Consider the following 17,859-nt stretch of genomic DNA (forward strand, 5'->3'; position numbering starts at 1 on the left):
TTTTGCGGGAACTCGCATCGCAATGATGCGCACACCGGCCTTCATCGACCGCAGGAAACATGGGCTGGCCCATGCAGGAGAGGCCGACACCACCATGAAAGACAACGTTTGCGAGGCTGTTGCAGCCCTGCGTGCAGTGAGGGTCGAGGGGCAGATCATGGTCGACCCCGGCGTGCATCGGTTTCAGGCGCGGGCCAGCGCCACCCGCGATGGGCTGACGGATTCCGAGCAAAACGTCCTGATCGATCTGGCCATCAGCATGACGGACAAGGGCATCGCCCAAAGGCGCGCCATGTCGGTGCGTTCGGTTCAGAACCGTCTGCTGTCCATCTACCAGAAGCTCGAAGTCGAAGAGGACGACCAGGACTTGGTCAACAAACGTGCGTGTGCCGTGTATCGGGCGCTTGTGACCCGCACCATCAACGTGGAAACGATGATCGCTGCCGCACGCGCCCTGGAGCTTTGGCTGGAACAGCGTGACCAATAGACCGGTCCTGAGACGAGGGCAGCGGCGCTGACCCCAGTTGCCAGGGATCAGCAAAGCCGGCGGTTTCAGGAGCAGGCATGGCGTGTCATCCGGTCCGTAAAGGTCGCAACGAGAAACATGCCTCTCGAAAGGCCGGCAGTCCGAAATCGCCTTGGATCGCGACCGCAGCGCTCGGTACGCTGGCACCCGAACGCCTGACAGACCGGTTTGGCCGTTCCGGACGATCGGTGCCGCCTTGTTTCACGATGCCATTGGCCGAGGGTTTGCCCTGCGGCAGGTGTGATCCGCGGCCCGAATGACGCCAAGCAGCCCGCGAACTGCACGAGCCACCTTGATGTGTCCTCAATTCGAGGGCGCGCTTCGGGCGCTGTTCAACCCATCTGGGCGACAAATGCGGGTTTGGGCGGAGAAGATTGCCGATTCGAGTGACCTCCTTTTTTCTCAGGCCACGAGGCGCAAATTGGCACAATACCGCAGCATGTTTTGCGTAAGTCCGCATGAAAAGAGAGATTACTCCCCAATTCGGCAAGTCGGGGCGCGTGAAAACATTCTTAAGGGTACACACGCAATGTTGATATTGAATCGGGTCTATGTCTTATTTGTCCAACCAAAAGGGCTGGAAAGCCCACCCGGCGCTCTGGAGGAGGGGAACCGGGATTGGATCAAAGGGAGGAAGACATGCATTTCATCAAGAGGCTTTCCGGGCTGGCCGCCGTTGCGATTTCGGCGCTGAGCCTTGCCAGTGCCGCGGCGGCGGCGGACTACGACTGGACGTTCCAAACCTCGGAAACCGCCGGCGAACCGGGGTTCGAGAACAAGCAGAAATGGGCTGACGAGGTCGGCCTCCTGTCCGGTGGCCGCATCGAGATCGAGATCCTGCCGATCGGCGCGGTTGTGCCGCATACGGACACGCTCGAGGCGGTTGGCGCGGGCATCCTGCAGGGCCACCTGACCGACCCCAGCTACTTCTCGGGCAAGGACCCGGCCTTTGCCATGATGGGCAACCTCGTCGGAGCATGGAGCGATCCGTTCGAATTTCTGGGCTTCATGGAAAGCGGCGGCGGCAACGAGCTTTATGCCGAGCTGGTCGCGCCCTACGGCGTCCAGTTCATCGGAGCCGCGGCGACGGAGCCCGAAGCCTTCGTGTCGCGGGTGCCGATCCGCACGGTCGAAGATCTGAAGGGCGTCAAGCTGCGCGCGCCCGAAGGTATGGTCTACGAGATCTTCTCGAAAGCCGGCGCCGCGCCGGTGTCGCTGCCCGGGTCCGAGATCTTCTCGGCGCTCGACAAGGGCGTGGTGGATGCTGCGGACAACACCGTCTTTGCGACCAACCAGTCGCTTGGGATGAACGACATCGCGCACTATCCGCTCTACCCCGGTTTCCACTCGCTGCCGATGATCGACATTTCGATCAACAAGGGCGTCTGGGACAGCCTGCCCGAGGATCTGCAAGAAATTCTGACAGTCTCGGTCAAGCAGTTCAGCTTCAACCACATCTATTCGGTGCGTCAGCTTGATGCCGCCGCGGTAGAGAAGGCCAAGGAAAATCCCGAGATCGAGATCATCAACTGGTCGGGTGACGAGCGCGCCAAATTCCGTCGCATCGCGCAACAGGAATGGCAGAACTGGGCGCCCAAGACCGAGATGACGCAACGCTACTACGACGCTGTGACCGCCTACCTTGAGGGGCGCAACCTGCTCTGATCATTTCGAAAAAAAACGACCTCGCCCGGACATCCATCTGCCGGGCGTGGCCCATACAGGCAGGAGGAGAGCCGGAAATGGCCGATCAGAGCGATATAATAGACACAGCCGGGCAGGACGAAGCCGAGATCCGCACAGGACTGGACAGGGCCATCGCCGGATCGACGAAGGTCTTGGCGTGGGCGATCTTCGCCGCCTTTCTCATCACCGTGATCGAAGTCTTCGCACGCTACGTGTTCAACAGCCCGACGTTCTGGGCGCATGAGACGACGTCCTTCCTGATTGCCGGGGTCTTCCTGATCGGCGGCCCGGTCGCCCTGGCCCGTGACAAGCATATCCGGGTGCGGATGTTCTACGATTCCGTCAGCCCACGGCGGCGGCGGATGCTCGATATCTTCAATTCTCTGGTCGCGCTCATGTTCTTTGCCGGCCTGGCCTTTGCGAGCTGGATCATGGTCAGAAAATCCTGGTTCAACCCGTCGGGTGCGCTGCATCTCGAGGGCACCGGAACGTCCTGGAACCCGCCGACGCCGGCGCTTCTGAAACTGTTGGTGCTGATTTGTGTGGTGGTGATGTTCGTTCAGACCGTCTTTCACCTGATCGCGGCAATCCGGCGCGAAACACCCGACACCTCTGCGACTGAAAGGGGGCACTGACCATGGATCTCAGCTCGATCGGGATCGAATACGGGTCTTACCTTCTTGTTGGCGCGATCTTCCTGCTGCTTCTGACCGGCCAGCCGCTGGCCTGGGTCACCGGCTGTGTCGCGCTTGTCTTCACATTCGGCTGGTTCGGCCCCATGGCCCTGCCGCTGGTGACCTCGCGGATCTTCGGCTTCATCACCGAGTATTCCCTTGTTGCCATTCCGATGTTCATCCTGATGGCGGCGCTGCTGGATCGGTCCGGCATCGCGAAGTCTCTCTTTAACGGAATGCGTATCCTTGCCGGGCGCCTGCCCGGAGGCGTTGCGGTCCAGACGCTGATCGTCGCGATCCTGATGGCCGCCATGTCCGGCGTTATCGGCGGCGAGATCGTGCTGCTTGGCATCCTCGCCCTGCCGCAAATGCTGCGGCTTGGCTACGACCGCAGCCTGTCCATCGGCGTGGTGTGTGCCGGCGGATCGCTGGGAACGATGATGCCGCCCTCCATCGTGCTGATCATCTACGGGCTGGTGGCAAATACCTCGATTGCGGATCTTTTTATCGCCGCGATCACGCCAGCGCTGCTGCTGCTGGGGTTTTACGTGGCCTATGTGCTTTTCCTCTGCTGGCGCAACCCGCAGTTTGGCCCGCCGATGTCGCGCGAGGAAATGGCGCAGGAATCCGTGTCCTCTGCCTTGCGCGCGCTGGCGGCGCCCCTGTTCATCGTCTTCGTCGTGCTGGGGTCGATCTACGGCGGCATCGCCTCGATCACCGAAGCGGCGGCCATGGGTGTCTCGGCCGTGTTGATCATCTCCCTGCTGCGGCGCGAGCTGACTTTGAAGATGGTGCAGGACAGCCTTGTGCATACACTCGAGACCTGCGGAATGATCATCTGGATCGGGATCGCCGCCGCCGTGCTTGTCGGCGTCTACAACCTGATGGGCGGCAACCGCTTCGTGGCCCAGGCGATCCTGGGGATCGACGCTGCACCCGTGTTCATCATCATGGTCATGATGATGATCCTGCTGGTGCTGGGCATGTTCCTTGACTGGATCGGCATCGCCCTGCTGACCTTGCCGATCTTCGTGCCCATCGTGGTGCAGCTGGGCTATGATCCGATCTGGTTCGGTATCCTCTTTGCGGTGAACATGCAGGTGTCCTACCTGACGCCGCCCTTCGGCCCCGCCGCATTCTACCTGAAAAGCGTGGCCCCAAAGGAAATCACGCTGAAGCACATCTATGTCGCACTTCTGCCCTTTATCGCATTGCAACTTGTGGTCCTGGCGACGATCCTGTTCTTCCCGCCAATCGCCACCTGGCTGATATGAGGGATGTCTTGAGCGAAAAATCCGATGGGTCAGACTTGTGCGACACCTCCGAAGACACCGGGGGAGGATCGGCTGTCGATCAGGTGGTGGCCCAGATCCGCCAGCTGATCGACACCGACGGGCTGACCGTGGGCGACAAGCTTCCGACCGAACGAGAGCTTTGCAGCCGGTTCGCAATCAGCCGCAACACGGTGCGCGAGGCGATGCGGATGCTGAAGGCCTATGGCATCGTCGATGTGCGTCCCAAGGTCGGCGCGACACTTATCGACCAGCGGATCAACCGGGCCTTCGACATCTTCTCGTTCAACGTAGGCGAGATATCGCGCCGGACCTTCAGTGACATCCAGGGCTTTCGCGAGCTGATCGAAACGGGCACCGCGCTGGCCATCTTCGACGCTGTCACCAGGGACGACCTGGCCGAGCTGCGTGCGCTGAACCGCCAGATGGTTCAGGCGCGCAGCATTGTGGAGGCGTCGGAGTTCGACTTCCAGTTCCACATCAAGCTGATTTCGCTGATCGGCAACCAATCGATTCTCGATATTTACGGCATCATGAAACCGGTGATCCTGCGGATCATGCAGCACGGCAAGACGCGACGGATCATCGAGGGCGAGACCTCCATGGAACATGATGCCATCCTCGAGGCGGTGGCGGCCTCGGATCATCTTGCATTCCAATATCTTACCCGCACGCACCTGCGAAAGGGTTTGGCGACGTTTCCCGAGCCTTCAAGTGGTCCAGAAGACAAGGCCGAGGCGCCGTAGGAACAAGGCGTGGCTGCATCGGTGGCTTCTGATCGGATGCACCCGATAGGCAAAAGCGGGCACGGCCCACGGTGACGCACGACCGCGATCTGGGTTTTCCAAGGCGGACTTGGGTCTTCATCCCGTGGACGGCTGACGTGCAGACCACTGGTTTGCGGCTGGGACAGGCATCGCCGCGCCAATGGCCACTGTCGCCATCGCCCCCCCCTACGCCTTTGCTTTGCAGAGCGGCTTTGGTTCAGCGCACCGGATGCTCCAGAACCAAGGTATCTGGGACCAAAGGCATCAAGGGTGCAGTTCCAACGCCTTTTGCTCTGATAACCAGCTGAGTTTCCTCCGTTTATCCAAGGCTTTTGCGCGGGGAATAGCGTGATCCGAGTGCCCGTGCAAAAGCGGGTGTCGCAGCCGTTCGCTGCGGCACCCACCCACGTCCAACATGCGCGCCACAGCGCAGAAAGGCCCGGTGTTCAGCCCCGGCATGAGATGGACCCAGAGTGAAGCAATTTGGCTCTGGCGTCGAAATCGTGCAGCTATATTCGCAAGGTCTGAGGAGGTGGCGGTGTGCCATCTGTATGCAGTAAACGAAGCAGGGTGATCGACACCGCCTCCACCGCGAAGGCGGTTTTGGTTGCGCCTCCAGACGATGCCCGCTTCGTCCCGCCGTCCCGATTTTCGAGCGTGGAACATTGGATGTCTGGATCCAGTCAGAACTGTTTGGCGGTTTTATGCAGCTTTGCAGCGCAGGGCCTGCGAACGAGTCTGACACCTGAGCGCGGCGCGACAGGAGTGGCCGCCGCGCTACGCTGACCCAATGGGGGCGATCAGTCGTAAAAGGGCGTGACCTGCGCCACAATGACAGAGTTCTCGGCAAGGGCGCGGTCCATCAGGTCGGCCTCTTCCTCGTCGATCTCATGCCCTTGGGCGATGCGTTCTTCGCGCGTGCCATAGCCGGTGACGTCGAGCGGGGCCAGATCGGCCTGCTTGAGAATGGCGACGGTTTCGCGCACGGCCTCTGCCTCGTCCACGCCGGAGGCGTAGCACATCAGCGCGGCGCCAGTGGCCTTGTCGGGCAGACCGTCTTCGGCCTTGCGACCGACTTCGACCAGAAGGGTGTAGACCTGTTGTGTGCGCGTCTTCTTTTCCATGCTGCGCGGATGCGCCGGACGGGCCGGGATGTCAAGCATACAGGCGGGCGAAGGCCCCCCAAAGACGCAAAAGGGCGGCCCGTTCGGACCGCCCCCGGTGGATGCGTGATGCGCGGGGTCAGTCGCGCAGCAGTTCGTTGATGCCGGTCTTGGAGCGGGTGCGCTCGTCGACGCGCTTCACGATGACGGCGCAGTACAGGTTGATGCCGTTCTTCGACGGCATGGAGCCGGAAACCACCACGGAATAGGGCGGCACTTCGCCGTAGGTCACGGTGCCGGTTTCGCGGTCGACGATCTTGGTGGACTGGCCGATGTAGACGCCCATGCCCAGAACAGACCCTTCGCGGATGATGCAGCCTTCGACCACCTCAGAGCGCGCGCCGATGAAACAGTTGTCCTCGATGATGGTCGGGCCAGCCTGCATGGGTTCCAGAACGCCACCGATGCCGACGCCGCCGGACAGGTGCACGCCCTTGCCGATCTGCGCGCAGGAACCGACGGTGGCCCATGTGTCGACCATGGTGCCTTCGTCAACGTATGCGCCGAGGTTGGTGAAGGACGGCATCAGCACCACGCCGGGCGCGATGTAGGCCGATTTGCGGACGATGGCGTTTGGCACGGCGCGGAAGCCCGCGGCCTTCCACTGGTTGGCGCCCCAGCCCTTGAATTTCGAATCGACCTTGTCCCACCAGCCGGAGCCCTGCGGACCACCGTCTTGTTGTTCCATGTCCTTGATGCGGAAGCCCAGCAGCACGGCCTTCTTGGCCCATTGGTTGACGTGCCAGTTGCCGTCTTCCTGCTTTTCCGCGACGCGCAGCTTGCCGGAATCGAGCGCGTTCAGCGTGTCTTCGATGGCTTCGCGGGTTTCGCCTGTGGTGGCGGGTGTGATGGTGTCGCGCGCCTCCCAGGCGGCTTCGATGGCGGTCTCGAGCTGTGCGTTGGACATGGTATCCTCTCCCCTCGGGCAAAACTGGTTGAACGCCCTATAGCGATGCAAAGCCCCTTGGGCAATTCGTCAGGTCGGATCGGTTGCGTGTCGCGTTATTGTCGTTCTGCGATGATGTCCGACAGAAACCGCGTAAGTGCAGCGGTATCGCCTGAAACGGTGCGGCCGAAATCGAGCGCAGGATAAGCACGCCATCAGCGGCCGGCCCCCGATCATCACACCCGTTTGACCGTTCGAGCGTGTGTACAGCGTCTGATACGCCACGCCCGGCAATGACATGCGCTGTGCGGCGCTGTCCTTGGTGTCGCCGCTATCCTGCATAAATCAGGGCGTTCACTCGGCGTACACCTCCAAGGTTCGAGACGGCGCAGGCGGTCTTTCCCTGCGCGCTCTTGCCCGTGATGACAGTTTCGAGTTTTCCGTGAATATGCCGGTGCCGCTGGTTTCTTTGCCGTGGACGCTATACTTCTGAACCAAAGGACAAAAGCGCGCCGTCCGGGCGCGGTCCCCCGTTCAGGAGACAGGCATGAAAGACTCTCGCCGCAGCCCGCTTCGCGATGCTGGCACCGATATCGACACAGCCCGGCATGTGCCGCAGACGCCGCAGTCTATGTCCCCGAGTTATCAACTGGCGTTCGCCGACGAAGATTTCCTCGCCAAGGATGAGCTGCGCCCGGTGCGTCTGCAGTTGGAATTGCTGAAATACGAGATGCTCATGGATGAGCATAATATCAATTCAACCGTTGTTCTGTTCGGCGGCGCGCGCATTCCCTCGCCCGAGGAAAAGCACACCGCGCGCACCAAGACGCTCGCGGATCTGTCGCATTTCTATGAAGAGGCGCGGATCTTTGCCCAGTTGATGACCGAGAAATCCCTGAAGACAGAGAACCGCCATTGGGTGATCGCCACGGGCGGTGGCCCCGGCGTGATGGAAGCGGGCAATAAAGGCGCGGACGAGGCGGGTGGCGTGTCCATCGGTCTGAATATCGTGCTGCCACATGAACAGGCCCCGAACTTGTTCGTGACGCCGGACCTCGCGTTCAACTTCCACTACTTTGCCATCCGCAAAATGCACTTCTTGATGCGCGCGCGCGCGGTCTGCGTTTTTCCAGGGGGCTTTGGCACGCTGGACGAGTTGTTCGAGGCGCTGACATTGATCCAGACAGGACGGATGCGCCCGGTGCCGTTCTTGTTGTTTGGGTCGGAGTTCTGGAAGACCATCATCAATTGGGACGCCTTGTCCGAAGCGGGCACGATCAGCGCAGAAGACCTGGAGTTGTTCCGCTTTGTCGACAGTGCGCAGGAAGCGGTGGACATCATCGACGCGTGGGAGCCGCAGCCACGTCGGGGGGAGATCCCCGGTCGCTGAAGGTTCAACGCACTACAGGCGCGAGGTGGTTCAACCGCTTTGCGCCTCGTCCATGCGGGCGCTTTCAACCCATCGCCCGATGACATTGCGCGCGGCCTCTTCATCGCCGGTGGTGATGGCGTGCCGCAGATCCTTGAGCGCGGTGGCCATTTCGAATTCAGACACGCCGCTTTCCTGAGCGCGGAGGATTTTCGGGTGCGGCGTGGTGAGCATGTCTGAGGAAATCAGCAGCTCCTCGTGCAGCTTTTCGCCGGGGCGCAGGCCGGTCACCTTGATCTCTATGTCACCATCGGGTGTGTCGGCGCTCTTGATGGTGAAGCCGGCGCCTTCGATCATCTGGCGCGCGATTTTGCTGATCGGTACCGGGTTGCCCATTTCGAGCACGAAGACATCGCCGCCCCGCGCAAAAGAGCCGGTCAGCAGCACCAGCCGCGCGGCCTCTGAGACGGTCATGAAGTAGCGCGTTACGTTTTCGTCAGTGAGGGTGACGGGACCGCCACGGGCAATCTGTTCCTCAAACAGAGGGATCACAGACCCGCTGGACCCCAGCACATTGCCGAAGCGTACCATGGAAAAACGGGTATCGGCGCAGCGGGCGGCGAGGTCCTGGATCACGAGCTCTGCCAGCCGTTTGGAGGCGCCCATGACATTGGTCGGGCGCACAGCCTTGTCACTGGACACGAGGATGAAGCGTTCGACACCACTGCGCCGCGCGGCCTCTGCCAGAATCTTCGTGCCTAAGACGTTGTTTTGCAGTCCGACCAAAGGGTTGGACTCGACCAGCGGCAGGTGTTTGTATGCGGCCGCGTGCAGGACGACATCAATGTCATGCAGCTCCAATATATCCGTCATCAGGCGCTCATCGAGAACCGAGCCGAGCACAGCCGTGATCTGAAGGTCGCAGGCCAGGTCGCGCATTTCCTTCTCGATGGTGTAAAGCGCCAGTTCGGAGTGATCGACCAGCACGACGCTTTGCGGGTGGCAGGCCGCCAACTGACGGCAAAGCTCCGATCCGATGGAGCCGCCGGCGCCGCTGACAAGGATGCGCCGGCCTGTGTAGAATTCGGTGACGCCCGGCAGTTCACGCTCCAGCCGCCCACGCCCCAGCAGGTCGTCTATGGAAACGGGGCTGCCCGGTGCGCCGTGCCGACCCTCTCCGATCAGCGCGGCAAAAGATGGCAATGCACAGACTTCGCAGCCGATGGCGCGCAGCTTGTGGCGAATGCGGGCAGTATTCGGCTGGCTGACAGACGGCATGGCAAGAACCACGCGGTCAATGCGCTTTTCCGCCACCAAGCGGGGGATGCTGGACGGCGCATGGACACGCAGACCGGACACGAACTGACCCTGAAGGGTTGGGTGGTCGTCGATCATGGCCACCGGAATGATCGAATTGTCATGACGCAGCGCCGCGGCAAATTGCCGGCCAGTGGCGCCTGCACCATAAATCAGGATGCGCAGGCTTTCGCCGCCATGCAGATAGACCTGTTCGGTGATGTGGCGCAGAACGACACGCCACCCTGCGGAGAGGACAAGCACCAGCAACGTAAACAGCACATATGTGCCGACAGGCAGGTGTACGGAGAGGGGCCTTTCTGCCGCTATGCCAATAGTGCCAAGCCAGCAGGCATAGGTGGCGGTCCTGCCGATCCCGCGCATTTCATAGGCTTTCAGCTTCATCCGCGTCAGCCCAAGCCACCAGCCGCTCATGCAGCCCGCGATGACCAACAGGACACCGAGCGGCCAGATGCTGGACAAAAGGAACACCTGTTCCGGGCCAGTGGGGGTGACAAGCAGCACAGCTATTGCAAGCGACGCGGCGATGACCACGGCATCGATAACGACGAACGCTGCTTGTTTTTGGGAACGGGTCAAGCCCGTCACGAGCCCAAAAAACATCCTCACCTTCCGTTTCCTATCAACGCTTTATCGATCCTTGCGCAAAGCGGAAGATCAATCGCTGTAACTTCAAACACGTGCCGAGATGCTGCAAAACGATCTGCCGATCTAAAGCACGGAACGCGTTAAAAAGGCATTAAAGCTGCCTGCCTCGCGAACCTTCTGTCGACGTTCGTGCCGCTCAAAAACACTCAGCTTTTGAGCGAAACTGGCGATAGGGAATGCGGGATACTTCCGAAGGGGATGCACAACCTCCCGAAAAAACAGGCCTTTCACACACGCCGCAGCTACGGTATGACCCGCGCCTATCGGGCAGGCAGGGGCCTGTTTGATGCCGACACCTTACAGGAGGGGCAAATGGGCTACCGGATCGTCGTCGTAGGCGCCACGGGCAACGTGGGCCGCGAAATGCTGAACATCCTCGATGAGCGGGAATTTCCCGTCGACGAGATCGCCGTACTGGCTTCGCGCCGGTCGCTGGGTACAGAAGTCAGCTTTGGCGACAAGACACTGAAGACCCAGGATCTTGCCACATTTGATTTCACCGGCTGGGACATCGCGCTGTTTGCGGTGGGCTCCGAGGCGACGAAGGAATTTGCACCGAAGGCGGCAAAAGCCGGCTGCGTCGTGATCGATAACTCGTCCCTCTATCGGTACGACCCGGACGTGCCGCTGATCGTGCCGGAGTGCAACGCCTCCGCCGTGCACGAAATGAAGAAGAACATCATCGCCAACCCCAACTGCTCCACCGCGCAGATGGTCGTGGCGCTGAAGCCGTTGCATGATCGCGCAAAGATCAAGCGCGTCGTCGTGTCCACCTACCAGTCGGTTTCCGGCTCGGGCAAGGAAGGCATGGACGAGCTGTGGGAGCAGACCAAGGCGGTTTACAACCCGGTGTCCGACGTGCCGCCGAAAAAGTACCCCAAGGAGATCGCCTTCAACGTGATCCCGCACATCGACGTCTTCCTCGAAGATGGCTCCACCAAGGAAGAGTGGAAGATGGTCGCGGAAACCAAGAAGATCGTCGACAAGTCGATCAAGGTCACGGCGACCTGCGTTCGGGTGCCGGTCTTTGTCGGTCACGCCGAGGCGATCAACATCGAATTCGAGGACTTCCTCGATGAAGACGAAGCCCGTGACATCCTGCGCGAAAGCCCGGGCATCATGGTGATCGACAAACGTGAGGACGGCGGCTACGTCACGCCGAAGGAATGCGTTGGCGACTTCGCGACGTTCATTTCCCGCATCCGTCAGGACAGCACGATCGACAACGGGCTGAACCTGTGGTGCGTGTCCGACAACCTGCGCAAGGGCGCGGCGCTGAACGCGGTGCAGATTGCCGAAGTTCTTGGGCGCGAAATCCTCAAAAAGGGCTGATCCAGCCCATCGACGTGAAACGCATGGATAAAGCGCCCTCGCAGATTGCTCTGCGGGGGCGTTTCCGCTTTTGGGACGGTCCCCTTGCGCGGCGCTTTTCTCCGGGAAGAGGGTTAACTGTTCCAAGACGGTCGAGTGCTTGTTTCCGGTTTGATATGTTGTCGCAGCTTTGGCGTGTGCGATCATCGCAGCCCTATACGTTGGCAGCTGAAACCTCGCCGATTGGGCGGTTTCGATGCGGCTCACCGAGGTGTATAAAACTTTCATCGAACGCGCAGTGACGCGACGCCAGAATGGCAAACGAGACGGCCCGGACATGACCGGCTTCTCTCTCTCCACCTCTCTCTCTTGTCGGGGGATCTGGCCAGACCGTTTCGAAACATGACAGATGCGGGCAAGTGCGCCCCGACAAAGGCGCGCTTTTGTTACCCGTCTGCAATTCAATTGACGTCGTCCGCGCTGCGGTCTGCCAAACGCTCTCCATCTCTCTCCCACGCAGGCCGCAGCGGAATTTTTATCCCCAAACATGATGAAGCAGACCGTCTCGGAAGCTGCGCTGTCTGGGCAAACGGGCGCCTCGGACTGTGGGAAAGCCGTTCAGGGTGTGCGCTGTGGCGTTCTGGCTGTACGGACGCGCAGATTGACTTCCATGCTCTGTGCATGCCGCTCGCAACGTTAGCGCGAGGTTTCTACTTTTCGCAAAAGCTGAGGCAAAAGGAGCGGCGCTGCCACATTTCAGCCGCAATCGCTTGGCACGCTTGGAAACGATCAAGGCTGGTATCGGCCCTTGTGGGCGCTATTTGAACTGGCCATGTGAAAAGACGCACGCAAGGAGCGCCGACATGGAACGCCACTCTGACGTATGGTTGCACAGCCCGTATAAAGTGGGGCTGCCGATCCCTTTGGATTGCGAAACGCGCGCGATGCTGCGCCTTTTCCTGGCCCCGATCCTGCAAAAATCCGAGAGCTGGCAAGACGTTGCCGCGCGCCTTGAAGAGCGGGGCTACGAACTTGGGTTCTGCGAGGGGCGCATGGTGGTTTACAACGACATTGGTCAGGCGCTGTGCACCGGGTCGGACATCGGGATCCCCATGTCGGAGCTGTCGCGCCGTCTAGGACGTCCATGCATCATTGCGCATCCCGATGGTGAGACGGGCGCACTGCGACGCGCCAAGGCCTGAGCCAAGACGCGCCATCACTCTTTAGATTTCGACAAAATCGCCGCGCGAATCCATGTTCAGCAGGTCGCCTTCGCCGATGTCGGTCCACAGCCCATGCAGCGACAATGTCCCGTCCTCCACCGCCTTCTGGACGAACGGGAAGGTCATCAGGTTGCGCAGTGACACGCGCACGGCCTCGTGCTCCAGCGCGCGCGGCATGTCCGGATCATCCTTCACCGCCTCGTACCCGGGCTTCAGGATATCCATCCAGCGTCCAACGAAAGACGACTCCTCCTCAAGCTCCGGCGCGCGGCCCTGGCACATATCCAGACACCCTTGCACGCCGCCGCAGTTGGAGTGTCCCAACACGATGACATGCGCGACCTTCAGTGCCAGGACGGCGTACTCGACCGCTGCCGATGTGCCGTGATGCTGGCCGTCGGGTTCGTACGCGGGCACGAGGTTTGCGATGTTGCGGTGGATGAAGAACTCTCCCTGATCGGCCCCGAAGATCGATGTCACATGCACGCGGGAGTCACAGCAGGAAATCACCATGGCACGCGGCCGCTGGCCCTCATCCGCAAGTCGCTTGTACCATGCGCGGTTTTCGGCGTGGGTTGTTGCCTTCCAGCCGTGATAGCGTGTGACAAGGTAAGCAGGCAGGGGCTTGCTGAAAGGCATCTCGGTCTCCGTCTGAAATATGTCGAAAATCTGACGGTCCAACTATGCTGAATTCGCGTGAAATGCGAGGGAATTCGGCTTGTGGAAATAACCTTTTGGGAACGGACTGACGCCATTCTAGGCATCGGCTGTGGGGGCCAAAACATGGGGTGAGATGTGAAACAGGTGACATATCTGTCGCCGGTGGAAAGACCGGATATGGACCCGGCCCAGATCAAGACGTTGTATACGGACCTCGGCCCGCATGCTGCGGAAGACGTGATCTGCCGCGCAATGGAGGAACTGGCTCAACGGCTCTGCCAAGTGCAGGACATGGCCCTGTCCGGTCCCCGCCAGGACATGCAAAAAATTCTGCGCTCGCTGTCAGCGATTGCGGATCAAATTGGCATGAGATCGCTGAGCAAGGTCTCTTACGACGTGATCGACTGCCTTGAACTGGGGGATTTCGTGGCCGAGGCCGCGACTCTTGCCCGCCTCGCCCGCACGGGCGAGCGCTCATTGACGCGGCTATGGGATTTAAATGAGTTCTCTATTTAACGCTCCATCATGCACCCCCAGCAGATCGCAACGAATGGCACTTGCGGTGCCATCCTCCCGTACTAGGCTTGGCGCAACTGTCCCAAGCTGAGGTGCCCCCATGTCTTCCTGTTTTGCTTCTTCTGAAACGGCCGCTTTGCCCCTGCATGTTCTGACCCCGGACGCGCTTGGCGATTGGCTCGCATCACAATCTGACATGGTCCAGACCTGGGTTGCTGCCAGCGGGTTCAGCGGGGCGCTGGGCACGGCGTTGATGATCCCCGGCAGCGACGGTCAGCCTGAGGCCGCGCTGGCGGGCTACGGGACGCCCGCGCAACGGGCGCGCCAGCGATTTCCGCTGGCCGCGGCTGTCCCGGCGCTTGCGCCAGGCCGCTATCGTCTCGTCTCTGGTGATTTGGAGAATGCAGAAACCGAGGCGCTTGGCTGGCTGTTCTCCATGTATCGGTTCACGCGCTACAAGGATGCGCCGGAAGCAGATCGGCTGTTGATCGCACCCGAGGGTGTCGATGCGACCCGTCTGGAAACGATGGCCGAAGCGGAATGGCTGACACGGGACCTTGTGAACACCACGGCTCAGGATATGGGGCCGGAGGCATTGGAGCAGGCCGTGCGCGACCTTGCCGATCGTTTCAGCGCCGAGATGACTGTCATCACGGGCGAAGACCTGCTGGCGCAGAATTTTCCGATGATCCACGCGGTGGGCCGCGCAGCTGCACAGGCACCCCGTCTGATCGACCTGCGTTGGGGGAGCGAAGGGCCAAAGGTGACGCTGGTGGGCAAGGGCGTGTGCTTTGACACCGGTGGGCTGAACCTGAAACCGGGCAGCTCCATGGGGATTATGAAAAAGGACATGGGCGGCGCGGCCAACACCATTGGACTGGCGCAGATGATCATGGCCTCAGGGCTGAAAGTGCAGCTGCGCCTGCTGATCCCCGCCGTTGAAAACAGCGTCTCCGGCTCCAGCTTTCGTCCCGGTGATGTGCTGACCTCGCGGCTTGGCAAGACGGTGGAGATCAACAACACCGACGCCGAAGGGCGCTTGGTTCTGGCAGACGCGCTGGCCTACGGCGCGGAGGACGCGCCCGACCTCATGCTGTCCATGGCAACGTTGACAGGCGCCGCGCGGGTGGCGGTCGGTCCCGACCTTGCACCGTTTTACACCGATGATGACGACGTCGCCGCACAAGTGGCGGAGGCGGCCCTCACGCAGGCCGATCCGGTCTGGCGGATGCCCTTCCACGACCCCTACGAAACGATGATCGAGCCGGAGATCGCAGACCTGGACAATGCGCCTTCAGGCGGTTTTGCTGGGTCCATCACGGCCGCACTGTTTCTCCGCCGCTTTACGGAAGGCGCCGCGCGCTACGCCCATTTCGACATCTATTCGTGGCAGCCGAGCGCCGCACCCGGCCGGTCCAAGGGAGGATTGGGGCAGGGGTCGCGTGCAATTCTCGCAGCCTTGCCAAAGGTCCTCGACCTGTGATCGGCTTGCCGGGGTTCGATGATCGCCGGTGCCGCCAGTGGAACGACCGCGTTACGGCGGATTGGCTGGCGGACCGCAACCCGCAGCTTGTTGCGGTGCAACCTCGGGCGCATTTCGTCGCGACGCCGGTTCTGGACCTGTCGCTGGATCCCGGAGGCCGCCGGGACAGGCAGCTGCGCTACGGCGAGGCGTTCGACGTTTTGGAACGCCGCGATGGCTATGCCTTTGGCACGGCGCTCACCGCGAATTACGTCGGGTGGGTGGATGTCGCCGCCCTACGGGCCGAAGATGCCCGCCAAGGCGATCTCTTTACGGTGAGTGCACGCGCAACGCATGTCTACCCGGCCCCCGATTTCAAATGCCCGGAAGGGCCGTCGCTGCCACACGGTGCCGCTGTCCGGGTCCAGCAGACGCAGAACCGCTTTTCTCTGACCGAATTGGGCTGGGTGCCGACCGCGCACCTCACGCAGGACACTGCGCGCGACCCGGTGGCCGTGGCCGCGCTGTACCTGGGGACACCTTATCTGTGGGGGGCGAACTCCAGCTTCGGGATTGACTGTTCCGGGCTTGTGCAGGCCGCCCTCACGGGCGTCGGCATGGCTGCCCCCGGTGACAGTGACCTGCAAGAGCGCGCCCTTGGGGACACGCTTGCCACGGGCACGCCGCCCGAACGCGGTGACCTGCTGTTCTGGAAGGGGCATGTGGCCTGGGTTGCTGACGCGGACACGCTGCTGCATGCCAACGCCTACCACATGGCCACCGCCTATGAGCCGATCACTGCCGCCATCGCGCGCATTGAACGCCAGGGGGACGGTCCCGTCACCCGCCATGCGCGCCTTGGTGTCTTTGCTTCCCAGAATACTCCGGAGTGAGACCGCGGGCGGAGGGGCAGCGCCCCTGTTCCCTTTCAGAAAGCAACACACCATGTCTGACAGCTTCTTCCATCCCGTGTCCGGATTTGAACTGCCACGCTTTGCGGGGGTGCCGACCTTCATGCGGCTGCCGCTGGTGACCCCGGACCACCCGCGCTTTTCCGAGGTCGACGTGGGGCTGGTGGGCGTGCCATGGGACAGCGGCACCACCAACCGCCCGGGTCCGCGTCACGGACCACGGCAACTGCGCGATGCCTCCACCATGATCCGCGCGCAGCATCAGGCTACAGGTCTGCGCCCGTTCGAGGCGGCCAACTGCGCCGATCTTGGCGATGTGGGCCCGAACCCGGCGGACATTCAGGACAGCATGGCGCGCATCACCGATGTCTACGACAATCTGCACGGGGCGGGCATTCGGCCGCTTACGGCGGGCGGTGACCACCTGACCTCTCTTCCCGTTCTGCGCGCCCTGGCCCGGGACGCCCCGCTTGGCATGGTGCATTTCGACAGCCACACCGATTTGTTTCACAGCTATTTCAACGGGCAGATGTACACCCACGGCACGCCCTTTCGCCGCGCGGTCGAAGAGGGGCTTCTGGATCCCAAACGGGTCATACAGATCGGCATTCGCGGCACAATGTACGACAGCGAAGACCTTGACTTTGCCAAGGCCGAAGGCATCCGCATTGTCGAGATAGAGGAATATTTCCAGCGCGGTCATGCCGACGTCATGCAAGAGGCGCGCGATATCGTTGGCACCTCCGCCACCTACGTCAGTTATGACATTGATTTTGTCGATCCGGCCTTCGCGCCCGGAACCGGCACGCCGGAGGTTGGCGGGCCCAACAGTTACGAGGCGCTTCAGGTCTGCCGTGGGTTGGCGGGGCTGAACATCGTTGGCGCCGATCTGGTAGAGGTCTCGCCCCCTTTCGATCAAAGCGGCAACACCGCCTACCTCGGCGCGTCGATCATGTTCGAGCTGCTCTGCGCCATGCTGTCGCAAACGCCGGACTGACCATTCGGATCAGTCCAGATCCACCGCGCGTATCAGCTTGCGCTCCAGAACCCGGAGCACGGTTTTCAGATCGTGCCCGCGCTTCAGCATCTGACCATCGGCGCCGATGACCGCGTATTCGCCCTGCTTGGTGCGCAGCTTTGGGCGTTTTTCGATGCGGTACAGCGGATTTTCGGCGGTGCGTTTGAATACCGAGAAAACGGCCACGTCGCGCAGGGTGGATATCCCGTAATCGCGCCACTCCCCGGCGGCCACCATGCGACCATACAGGGACAGGATGACGCTCAGCTCTGTCCGGTGAAAGGCCACGACTTGCGGGGCGCTCGACTGTCCGGGAAAGGGTGTGAGACTGTTCATGATGGTAGAGTTGCGCTCTTCTGCCGCCAAATCAAGGGGGCACAGCAAGACCCCGCCTTTGGCAGACTTGACCGTCTGGTCGGCTGTGTGCATC

17 protein-coding genes are annotated in these 17,859 nt (G+C 61.4%); 12 read left to right on the forward strand and 5 right to left on the reverse strand.

The features are described from left to right. The first annotated feature begins 22 nt into the window (after positions 1-22). The 5 genes from J4E08_RS06230 to J4E08_RS06250 all read left to right on the forward strand — a co-directional run bounded on the left by J4E08_RS06230 (position 23) and on the right by J4E08_RS06250 (position 4,924). Entirely contained in the window at positions 23-487 is a 465-nt protein-coding gene (locus J4E08_RS06230; RefSeq protein WP_349537743.1) for a hypothetical protein, read from the forward strand. A gap of 678 nt (positions 488-1,165) precedes the next feature. Continuing rightward, the gene (locus tag J4E08_RS06235) at positions 1,166-2,191 is read left to right on the forward strand and encodes a TRAP transporter substrate-binding protein (protein ID WP_349537744.1); all 1,026 of its coding nucleotides are present in this window, start codon (positions 1,166-1,168) and stop codon (positions 2,189-2,191) included. A 77-nt stretch (positions 2,192-2,268) separates the two neighbouring features. Further along, the gene (locus tag J4E08_RS06240; RefSeq protein WP_349537745.1) at positions 2,269-2,847 is read left to right on the forward strand and encodes a TRAP transporter small permease subunit; all 579 of its coding nucleotides are present in this window, start codon (positions 2,269-2,271) and stop codon (positions 2,845-2,847) included. Between the two features lie 2 nt (positions 2,848-2,849). Then, positions 2,850-4,160: a TRAP transporter large permease gene (locus tag J4E08_RS06245; protein ID WP_349537746.1), complete on the forward strand. Its 1,311-nt coding sequence runs from the start codon at positions 2,850-2,852 to the stop codon at positions 4,158-4,160. Between the two features lie 8 nt (positions 4,161-4,168). After that, positions 4,169-4,924: a FadR/GntR family transcriptional regulator gene (locus tag J4E08_RS06250; protein WP_349537747.1), complete on the forward strand. Its 756-nt coding sequence runs from the start codon at positions 4,169-4,171 to the stop codon at positions 4,922-4,924. Positions 4,925-5,745: 821 nt separating this feature from the next. On the opposite strand, the gene J4E08_RS06255 is transcribed toward J4E08_RS06250, so the two are convergent. After that, positions 5,746-6,069 carry a DUF8846 family protein gene (locus J4E08_RS06255; RefSeq protein ID WP_183963001.1) on the reverse strand — a complete coding sequence of 108 codons (324 nt, stop codon included), beginning with the start codon at positions 6,067-6,069 and terminating at the stop codon, positions 5,746-5,748. Positions 6,070-6,187: 118 nt separating this feature from the next. After that, entirely contained in the window at positions 6,188-7,015 is an 828-nt protein-coding gene (gene dapD / locus J4E08_RS06260; RefSeq protein ID WP_349537748.1) for a 2,3,4,5-tetrahydropyridine-2,6-dicarboxylate N-succinyltransferase, read from the reverse strand. Positions 7,016-7,541: 526 nt separating this feature from the next. Between dapD and J4E08_RS06265 the strand changes: the two genes are divergently transcribed. Then, entirely contained in the window at positions 7,542-8,384 is an 843-nt protein-coding gene (locus tag J4E08_RS06265; protein ID WP_349537749.1) for an LOG family protein, read from the forward strand. Between the two features lie 30 nt (positions 8,385-8,414). On the opposite strand, the gene J4E08_RS06270 is transcribed toward J4E08_RS06265, so the two are convergent. After that, complete coding sequence (locus tag J4E08_RS06270; RefSeq protein ID WP_349537750.1) at positions 8,415-10,283, reverse strand: polysaccharide biosynthesis protein; 1,869 nt, start codon at positions 10,281-10,283, stop codon at positions 8,415-8,417. A gap of 357 nt (positions 10,284-10,640) precedes the next feature. Between J4E08_RS06270 and J4E08_RS06275 the strand changes: the two genes are divergently transcribed. Continuing rightward, positions 10,641-11,660, forward strand: coding sequence for an aspartate-semialdehyde dehydrogenase (locus J4E08_RS06275; protein WP_349537975.1), 1,020 nt, complete (start codon positions 10,641-10,643; stop codon positions 11,658-11,660). An 842-nt stretch (positions 11,661-12,502) separates the two neighbouring features. Beyond that, a complete protein-coding gene (locus J4E08_RS06280; protein WP_349537751.1) occupies positions 12,503-12,841 on the forward strand; it encodes a hypothetical protein in 339 nt (112 codons plus the stop codon). Between the two features lie 21 nt (positions 12,842-12,862). On the opposite strand, the gene J4E08_RS06285 is transcribed toward J4E08_RS06280, so the two are convergent. After that, positions 12,863-13,501, reverse strand: coding sequence for a carbonic anhydrase (locus tag J4E08_RS06285; RefSeq protein WP_183962688.1), 639 nt, complete (start codon positions 13,499-13,501; stop codon positions 12,863-12,865). A gap of 198 nt (positions 13,502-13,699) precedes the next feature. Here J4E08_RS06285 and J4E08_RS06290 point away from each other — a divergent pair, with 198 nt between their 5' ends. The 4 genes from J4E08_RS06290 (at position 13,700) to speB (ending at position 17,408) form a co-directional block, all read left to right on the forward strand. Next, positions 13,700-14,038, forward strand: a complete 339-nt coding sequence (locus tag J4E08_RS06290) for a hypothetical protein (RefSeq protein ID WP_183962689.1) — start codon at positions 13,700-13,702, stop codon at positions 14,036-14,038. Between the two features lie 100 nt (positions 14,039-14,138). Beyond that, positions 14,139-15,521 carry a leucyl aminopeptidase family protein gene (locus J4E08_RS06295; protein ID WP_349537752.1) on the forward strand — a complete coding sequence of 461 codons (1,383 nt, stop codon included), beginning with the start codon at positions 14,139-14,141 and terminating at the stop codon, positions 15,519-15,521. Beyond that, positions 15,518-16,393 (forward strand): C40 family peptidase, encoded by an 876-nt coding sequence (locus tag J4E08_RS06300; RefSeq protein ID WP_349537753.1) that lies wholly within the window; start codon positions 15,518-15,520, stop codon positions 16,391-16,393. The genes J4E08_RS06295 and J4E08_RS06300 overlap by 4 nt, the downstream gene beginning before the upstream one ends. A gap of 52 nt (positions 16,394-16,445) precedes the next feature. Beyond that, positions 16,446-17,408 carry an agmatinase gene (speB, locus tag J4E08_RS06305; protein WP_349537754.1) on the forward strand — a complete coding sequence of 321 codons (963 nt, stop codon included), beginning with the start codon at positions 16,446-16,448 and terminating at the stop codon, positions 17,406-17,408. Positions 17,409-17,417: 9 nt separating this feature from the next. Here speB and J4E08_RS06310 read toward each other — a convergent pair whose 3' ends face one another. Beyond that, positions 17,418-17,765 carry a DUF2794 domain-containing protein gene (locus J4E08_RS06310; protein ID WP_183963002.1) on the reverse strand — a complete coding sequence of 116 codons (348 nt, stop codon included), beginning with the start codon at positions 17,763-17,765 and terminating at the stop codon, positions 17,418-17,420. Positions 17,766-17,859: the final 94 nt, after the last annotated feature.

The organism is Sagittula sp. NFXS13 (assembly GCF_040148795.1).
In the GTDB taxonomy this organism is placed as follows: domain Bacteria; phylum Pseudomonadota; class Alphaproteobacteria; order Rhodobacterales; family Rhodobacteraceae; genus Sagittula; species Sagittula marina.

What these genes read in the sequence shown, in the direction of transcription:
- J4E08_RS06230 (WP_349537743.1), top strand. Translation starts at nt 23, where the DNA reads ATGATGCGCACACCGGCCTTCATCGACCGCAGGAAACATGGGCTGGCC.
- J4E08_RS06235 (WP_349537744.1), top strand. Translation starts at nt 1,166, where the DNA reads ATGCATTTCATCAAGAGGCTTTCCGGGCTGGCCGCCGTTGCGATTTCG.
- J4E08_RS06240 (WP_349537745.1), top strand. Translation starts at nt 2,269, where the DNA reads ATGGCCGATCAGAGCGATATAATAGACACAGCCGGGCAGGACGAAGCC.
- J4E08_RS06245 (WP_349537746.1), top strand. Translation starts at nt 2,850, where the DNA reads ATGGATCTCAGCTCGATCGGGATCGAATACGGGTCTTACCTTCTTGTT.
- J4E08_RS06255 (WP_183963001.1), bottom strand. Translation starts at nt 6,069, where the DNA reads ATGGAAAAGAAGACGCGCACACAACAGGTCTACACCCTTCTGGTCGAA.
- dapD (WP_349537748.1), bottom strand. Translation starts at nt 7,015, where the DNA reads ATGTCCAACGCACAGCTCGAGACCGCCATCGAAGCCGCCTGGGAGGCG.
- J4E08_RS06265 (WP_349537749.1), top strand. Translation starts at nt 7,542, where the DNA reads ATGAAAGACTCTCGCCGCAGCCCGCTTCGCGATGCTGGCACCGATATC.
- J4E08_RS06270 (WP_349537750.1), bottom strand. Translation starts at nt 10,283, where the DNA reads ATGTTTTTTGGGCTCGTGACGGGCTTGACCCGTTCCCAAAAACAAGCA.
- J4E08_RS06275 (WP_349537975.1), top strand. Translation starts at nt 10,641, where the DNA reads ATGGGCTACCGGATCGTCGTCGTAGGCGCCACGGGCAACGTGGGCCGC.
- J4E08_RS06280 (WP_349537751.1), top strand. Translation starts at nt 12,503, where the DNA reads ATGGAACGCCACTCTGACGTATGGTTGCACAGCCCGTATAAAGTGGGG.
- J4E08_RS06285 (WP_183962688.1), bottom strand. Translation starts at nt 13,501, where the DNA reads ATGCCTTTCAGCAAGCCCCTGCCTGCTTACCTTGTCACACGCTATCAC.
- J4E08_RS06290 (WP_183962689.1), top strand. Translation starts at nt 13,700, where the DNA reads ATGGACCCGGCCCAGATCAAGACGTTGTATACGGACCTCGGCCCGCAT.
- J4E08_RS06295 (WP_349537752.1), top strand. Translation starts at nt 14,139, where the DNA reads ATGTCTTCCTGTTTTGCTTCTTCTGAAACGGCCGCTTTGCCCCTGCAT.
- speB (WP_349537754.1), top strand. Translation starts at nt 16,446, where the DNA reads ATGTCTGACAGCTTCTTCCATCCCGTGTCCGGATTTGAACTGCCACGC.
- J4E08_RS06310 (WP_183963002.1), bottom strand. Translation starts at nt 17,765, where the DNA reads ATGAACAGTCTCACACCCTTTCCCGGACAGTCGAGCGCCCCGCAAGTC.